6 protein-coding genes, 1 tRNA gene and 1 pseudogene are annotated in these 6,712 nt (G+C 65.6%); 4 read left to right on the top strand and 4 right to left on the bottom strand.

Annotated elements, in window-relative coordinates:
* Both BDIM_RS18330 and BDIM_RS15940 read left to right on the top strand, forming a co-directional pair.
* A pseudogene (locus tag BDIM_RS18330) lies at positions 1-226 on the top strand (hypothetical protein); the annotation flags it as partial.
* Positions 227-365: 139 nt separating this feature from the next.
* A tRNA-Thr gene (locus tag BDIM_RS15940) sits at positions 366-441 on the top strand.
* Between the two features lie 64 nt (positions 442-505).
* Here the strand turns inward: BDIM_RS15940 and BDIM_RS15935 are convergent.
* Both BDIM_RS15935 and BDIM_RS15930 read right to left on the bottom strand, forming a co-directional pair.
* The gene (locus BDIM_RS15935; protein WP_003166592.1) at positions 506-730 is read right to left on the bottom strand and encodes a hypothetical protein; all 225 of its coding nucleotides are present in this window, start codon (positions 728-730) and stop codon (positions 506-508) included.
* A 106-nt stretch (positions 731-836) separates the two neighbouring features.
* Positions 837-2,099, bottom strand: coding sequence for a Glu/Leu/Phe/Val family dehydrogenase (locus BDIM_RS15930; RefSeq protein ID WP_003166591.1), 1,263 nt, complete (start codon positions 2,097-2,099; stop codon positions 837-839).
* Positions 2,100-2,340: 241 nt separating this feature from the next.
* On the opposite strand from BDIM_RS15930, the gene metK reads away from it, so the two are divergent.
* The gene (gene metK, locus BDIM_RS15925) at positions 2,341-3,540 is read left to right on the top strand and encodes a methionine adenosyltransferase (protein WP_003166590.1); all 1,200 of its coding nucleotides are present in this window, start codon (positions 2,341-2,343) and stop codon (positions 3,538-3,540) included.
* Positions 3,541-3,732: 192 nt separating this feature from the next.
* Positions 3,733-4,962 carry an argininosuccinate synthase gene (locus BDIM_RS15920; RefSeq protein ID WP_040346443.1) on the top strand — a complete coding sequence of 410 codons (1,230 nt, stop codon included), beginning with the start codon at positions 3,733-3,735 and terminating at the stop codon, positions 4,960-4,962.
* Between the two features lie 41 nt (positions 4,963-5,003).
* Here the strand turns inward: BDIM_RS15920 and BDIM_RS17695 are convergent, their stop codons facing one another.
* The gene (locus BDIM_RS17695; RefSeq protein WP_143276813.1) at positions 5,004-5,519 is read right to left on the bottom strand and encodes a hypothetical protein; all 516 of its coding nucleotides are present in this window, start codon (positions 5,517-5,519) and stop codon (positions 5,004-5,006) included.
* Between the two features lie 4 nt (positions 5,520-5,523).
* Positions 5,524-6,712: PQQ-dependent sugar dehydrogenase (locus BDIM_RS15915; protein WP_248601224.1), on the bottom strand; the 1,189-nt coding region annotated here is incomplete at its 5' end.

Here is a 6,712-nt window from a genome sequence, read left to right as displayed (position 1 = left end):
CGCGCGCGAACCGGCGGGCGACCTGCCCGCCCTGCTGCCCGACCGCCCGGTCCATCGCCTGCCCGTCTACGCCGCCTTCGAAACCCACGCGCCCGCGCCCGAACTTTTCGACGCGGTCATGCTCCATTCCCCCGCGCCGCCCGCGCGCTGGCCGCCGACCTGCCCCGCGCCGTCTCATCCGGCCGCGTCGCCATCTGCATCTCCGAAGCGGCCGCCGCCCCCCTGAGCCCCTTCGATTTCGCGCAAATCCGCATCGCCGCCGCCCCTGACGAACCGGCGATGCTATCGGCTCTTGGCAAGCCTGCCGCTCCCGTATAAAGAGCCCTCCTCGCTCGTTCACGCCTTCGCGCGCGAACGATATCGGGGCCGCTTTAGCTCAGCTGGTAGAGCACCTCATTCGTAATGAGGGGGTCAGGTGTTCGAGTCACCTAAGCGGCACCACCTTTTCTCTTCGCGCGTCAGAATCGCACCCACGCCTCGGGCGGCGCATCCGCACGCTTGAACTTCAGGCGGCCAGGGCGCGGAGAGGTCGGGCCAGAGCGAGATCGGACGGGGCGAAGCTGCGGACCTCGTGGTTGCCGCGATAGAGGTCGATGCGCTCCAGGCGCGGCCAGTCGCGTGCGACCGCCGTCAGGCCGCGCACGGCCTCGACCTCGGTGGCGCCCGGCAGGACGCATAGCTCGGGCGTGATCGCCTCGGGCGTGTGGATCAGACAATAGAAGACGTCCATGGGCGCGCTCCCGACCTCGGTCGCCGCCCCTTTGCCTAAGGTTGATGACAGGGAAGCAGTTGGAATTGCGACGCTTTGGAGAAGTCGGAAGAAGAGCCCAGACGGCCTAGCTGGCGAAGAACTGCTGGGTGCCGTGGGCCTCGATGGCGGCGGCCAGGCGACCCAGCGCGTGGATATAGGCGGCCGTGCGCAGGGTGACGCCCTTGTCCTCGGCGATGGACCAGACGGCGTCGCCCTCGGTCTCGATGATGGTCTTGAGGCGCGACTGCACCTCGTCCAGCGTCCAGTAGTAGCCCTGACGGTTCTGGACCCATTCGAAATAGGACACCGTCACCCCGCCCGCATTGGCCAGGATGTCAGGCAGGACCACGACGCCCTTGTCGGACAGGATGCGGTCGCCCTCGGGCGTGATCGGGCCGTTGGCCAGCTCCAGAACGACCTTCGCCCGCACCGAGGCGGCGTTTCCGTCGTGGATCATGTCCTCCATGGCCGAGGGGGCGAGGACGTCGCAGTCGACGCCGATCAGGTCGTCCGCCGCAATGACCTCGCCGCCGTGTTCGGCCTGAACCACCGACCGGCCCGCCGCCTTGGCCGCCAGCAGGGCGTCCAGATCGAGACCGAAAGCCGCATGGACCGCGCCGCCTGAGTCCGACACGGCGACGATCTTCGCCCCGATGCTGCGGAACAGACGCGCCACATGCTGGCCCGCATTGCCGAAACCCTGAACCGCCACGCGCAGCCCCTCGGTCGGCAGGCCCAGCCGTTCGGTCAGGTGACAGGTCAGGTAGAAGCCGCCGCGCGCCGTGGCGTCCTCGCGCCCGACCGAGCCGCCCAGGGCGATCGGCTTGCCGGTGATGACGGCGGGCGCGGCCTGCCCCTGGATGGAGGCGTATTCATCGGCCATCCAGCCCATGATCATGGCGTTGGTGTAGACGTCCGGCGCCGGGATGTCGCGGTCCGGGCCGATGATGCCCGCGAAGGCTTGGACATAGGCGCGCGACAGCCGCTCCAGTTCGGCCTTGGACAGGCTCTTGGGATCGACCTGCACCGCCCCCTTGCCGCCGCCGTAGGGCAGGTTGGTCACGGCGCACTTCACCGTCATCCAGAAGGCCAGGGTCTCGACCTCCTCGGCGGTGGAGTCGGGGTGGAAGCGGATGCCGCCCTTGGTCGGGCCACGCGTGTCGTCGTAGCGGCAGCGCCAGGCCAGGAAGGATTTGCGCGACCCGTCGTCCATGCGGATCAGCAGCCGAACCTTCATCGTCTCGCGCGGGTACTTCAGCTTCTCCAGCACGTCGCTGTCGATCTGCACATGCCGTGCGGCTTCGTCGAGACGGGTCAGGGCCGCGTCAAGGATGTTCGGGCTGGGCATTAATTTTCCAAATGACTAGACTAAAGACAGCGCCAAAGAACGAAACTCATACAAATTCGTAGCGAAGGGGGATTTTGCTGCCACATCGAATGCTGCAACGCAAGAATTCAGAACGCACATGCAAAACACGATGAGCAGCAGCGCGCCGTGCATGATCAGAATCCCGACCGCAGAAGCCGCCTTGCACGTATAAGCATATCTTTATATGTCTGGCGGCTTCATCGTCACGCAGGAGCCTGCCTTGGCCCGTTCGTCGTTCCTCTTCACCTCCGAGAGCGTCTCGGAAGGCCATCCCGACAAGGTCGCCGATCAGATTTCCGACGCTGTCGTCGACCTGTTCCTGTCCAAGGATCCCGAAGCGCGGGTGGCCTGTGAAACCCTGACGACGACCAATCTGGTGGTTCTGGCCGGCGAAATCCGCGGCAAGGGCATCATGGACACGGAAGGCAACTGGGCTCCCGGCGTCGAACAGGAAATCGAGGATACGGTGCGCGGCGTGGTGCGCGACATCGGCTATGAGCAGGACGGCTTCCACTGGAAGACCTTCCGCTTCGAGAACAACCTGCACCCGCAGTCGGCCCACATCGCCCAGGGCGTCGACGCCGGCGAAGACAAGGACGAGGGCGCGGGCGACCAGGGCATCATGTTCGGCTACGCCTCGAACGAGACGCCGGAGCTGATGCCGGCCACCCTGCAATACAGCCACAACATCCTGAAAGCCCTGGCCGACGCCCGTCACGCCGGGACCGAGCCGGGCCTGGAGCCCGACGCCAAGAGCCAGGTGACGCTGCACTACGAAGACGGCCGCCCGGTGCGCGCGACCTCGATCGTCGTCTCGACCCAGCACAAGGCCAACCTGAGCCAGAGCCAGGTCGCGGCCATCGTGAAGCCCTATGTCGAGAAGGTGCTGCCGCAGGGCTTCATCACCGCCGACACCGAGTGGCACATCAACCCGACCGGCACCTTCGTCATCGGCGGCCCGGACGGCGACGCCGGCCTGACCGGCCGCAAGATCATCGTCGACACCTACGGCGGCGCGGCCCCGCACGGCGGCGGCGCCTTCTCGGGCAAGGATCCGACCAAGGTCGACCGCTCGGCCGCCTACGCCTGCCGCTACCTGGCCAAGAATGTGGTCGCGGCGGGCCTGGCGGACCGCTGCACCATCCAGATCAGCTACGCCATCGGCGTGTCCAAGCCCCTGTCGGTCCACGTCGACCTGCACGGCACGGGCAAGATCGACGAGGCGGTGCTGGAGGCGGAACTGCCCAAGCTGATCGGCGGCGCCTCGCCGCGCGCCATCCGCGAGCATCTGGGCCTGAACAAGCCCATCTATCGACGCAGCGCCGCCTATGGCCATTTCGGCCGCGCGCCGGACGCCGACGGCGGCTTCTCCTGGGAGAAGACCGACCTGGTCGACCAGCTCAAGGCTCTGGCCGCCTGACCTCCTTAAGCGGCTGATAACACAGCTTGAAACGGGGGCGTCGCGGATCAGTTCGCGGCGCCCTCGACGCATTGGCGGACCAGCGCCGCAATCCCGCGCTTGCATCGCGGCGCATCTGGTCCTTTAAGCGCGCCGAACGCCTCCCCCAAGCGTCCCCTGACCCTTGCGTCTCCTGAAAGGATTCCCCGACCGATGAGCAAGCCCGCCCCCAAGAAAGTCGTCCTCGCCTATTCGGGCGGGCTGGACACGTCGATCATCCTAAAGTGGCTGCAGGAGGAATACGGCGCCGAGGTCGTGACCTTCACCGCCGACCTGGGCCAGGGCGAGGAGCTCGCTCCCGCCAAGGAGAAGGCGCTGAAGCTGGGCATCAAGCCCGAGAACATCTTCATCGACGACCTGCGCGAAGAGTTCGTGCGCGACTTCGTCTTCCCGATGTTCCGCGCCAACACCGTCTATGAGGGCCAGTATCTGCTGGGCACCTCGATCGCCCGCCCGCTGATCTCCAAGCGCCAGATCGAGATCGCGCGCCAGGTCGGCGCCGACGCCGTCTGTCACGGCGCCACCGGCAAGGGCAACGACCAGGTCCGCTTCGAGCTGGGCTACTACGCCCTGGAGCCGGACATCCGCGTCATCGCCCCGTGGCGCGAGTGGGATTTCAAGTCCCGCGAGGCCCTGCTGGACTTCGCCGAGAAGCACCAGATCCCGATCTCCAAGGACAAGCGCGGCGAGGCCCCCTTCTCGGTCGACGCCAACCTTCTGCACTCCTCGTCCGAGGGCAAGGTGCTGGAAGATCCGGCCGTCGAGGCGCCCGAGTTCGTGCACCAGCGCACCATCTCGCCGGAAGCCGCCCCGGACACGCCGACCGTCATCACCATCGCCTATGAAAAGGGCGATCCGGTCGCCATCGACGGCGAGGCCCTGTCGCCCGCCGCCCTGCTGACCAAGCTGAACCAGCTGGGCCACGACAACGGCGTCGGCCGTCTGGACCTGGTCGAGAACCGCTTCATCGGCATGAAGTCGCGCGGCGTCTATGAGACCCCGGGCGGGACCATCCTGCTGGCCGCCCACCGCGGCATGGAGTCGATCACGCTGGATCGCGGCGCCATGCACCTGAAGGACGAGCTGATGCCGAAATACGCCTCGCTCATCTACAACGGCTTCTGGTTCAGCCCCGAGCGCGAGATGCTGCAGGCCGCCATCGACCACAGCCAGAAGAAGGTGTCGGGGACCGTCCGCGTCAAGCTCTACAAGGGCAACGTCACCATCATCGGCCGCGAAAGCCCCAACAGCCTGTACGACCAGGATCTGGTGACCTTCGAGGAAGGCGTCCAGGCCTATGATCACAAGGACGCCGAGGGCTTCATCAAGCTGAACGCCCTGCGCCTGCGCGTCCTGGCCAAGCGGGACGGCCGCGAGGGCTAAGCAAATAGTAGCTAGAGCGGGTGATCTCTCTGTTTGTCAGATCACCCGTTTTTATCTTGCACCCATTCAAGACGAACAAGATGGCCACGCTGCCTTGTATCTTGAGGCTTGTCCCAAGGCCGAAAAACTAAATTCTCAACCATGCGTGGATGGTGACGCACATCAAAACGCAATCCCTCCACGGCAGACCGAAGCGGACCCATCCCAACGCTATACTGTGTACCGGTCACGATATATCTAGATCTTATTATTTGCTCGTTTAATTGCTCTACAGCAAATACATCATAATCATGAACTGACATTTTTAATCCAAGCTCGATACACTTATCCATTATTTTGCTGAATTTGTGATCAAACTTCCTTATTTGAAGTACACTGAGCCCAGAAACTCTTAAATATGACTTCAAATATAATTCTGCAGCATGATAAAATAGGAATCTAATCGGCATTGAGGCGTGACCCTCTCTCGACATCGGATCCATCAATCTTTGCCCTGCTTCCAGATAAGCATCCGCTTGAAGAAACAGACCCTGTGCTGTGGTTCTGTCATCGGTCATATTTCTATTCCTGCGGCCGGGCGATTCTCAGGATCGCCCGGCTTCTGTCATCCGTGACCCAGATGGAGCCGTCCGGCGCCGTCGCCATCGTCACCGGCGAGCCGCGCGGATGGCGCCCGGCGACCTTTTCCCAGCCCGGCGTCAGCACCTTGCCGTTCACGCTGGGCGCCCCGGCCGGATAGGGCAGCGCCCCGCGCGGATAGACGGCGTAGCGCCCGCCGATGTCGGTCAGGGGCCGCCCCTGCCCGTCCGTCTCGACCGCCACGATGCGTCCGGCCGCGCGGCGGAAGCCATGCCAGGTCATCAGCAGCCGCCCCTGCAGCTCAGGGAACATCGCCCCCTCGTAATAGATCAGGTCCAGCGGCGCCGCGTGCGGCGGCAGCAGGGCGATCGGCCGTTCGCGCTCATTGCAGCGCGCCTGACGCACAGGCCAGCCCGGCAGGGGCGTGGCCAGATCGACGCAATAGGGCCAGCCGTAATGGCGCCCCTGGGTCAGGACGTTCACCTCGTCATAGGGGTGGTTCGGCGTGTCCAGATCGACCGAGTTCTCGGCCTGAAGCACCGTTCCCGACGCATGGCGCACCAGGGCGATGGAGTTCCTCAGCCCGCTGGCGAAGATAGTACTGTCCTCGGCCCAGCGGCCGTTCCCCAGATAGGCGTGGCGCCGCACCTGCGCCGTCGCCGCATCCTCGACGCAGGCGCCGCGCGCATCCGTCTTCGGCTTGCCCGCCGCGTCGAGGCAGCGGTCGCTGGGCGCCCCGACATTGACCAGCAGGTCGCCGTTTCCGTCGAAGACGAAGCTGGACAACGGGTGGCGGTTGTCGTGCAGCCGGTTGTCCGGCAGGTCGCCGATGACGGTGCGGACGCTGGCCTGCGCATCGGCCGCATCGGGGTCCAGCGTCAGGATGCGGTTCATCTCGGACACATAGATGCGCCCGTCCGGTCCGCGCTTGACCGTGTGCGGCATCGACAGTCCGCCCGCCAGCCGTCGCCAGCGCGCCGCGCCGTCGGCCGCAAAGGACAGCCGCCACACCGCCCCCTTGCCCGCCTCCCAGGCGCCCAGGTCCGTGACCAGCCAGTCGCCGCCCTCCAGCGGCATCAGGCCGCGCGGCATCCGCGGCCCCTCCTGGCCCGCCCCCTGCCACACCAGCCCGAGGCAATAGCCGGGCGCCATCCGCACCCCGGTCGCCGGG

The organism is Brevundimonas diminuta ATCC 11568, assembly GCF_000204035.1.
GTDB lineage: Bacteria > Pseudomonadota > Alphaproteobacteria > Caulobacterales > Caulobacteraceae > Brevundimonas > Brevundimonas diminuta.
The sequence above is the reverse complement of the archived record's forward strand: the minus strand, read 5'-3'. Positions and strand labels throughout refer to the sequence as shown.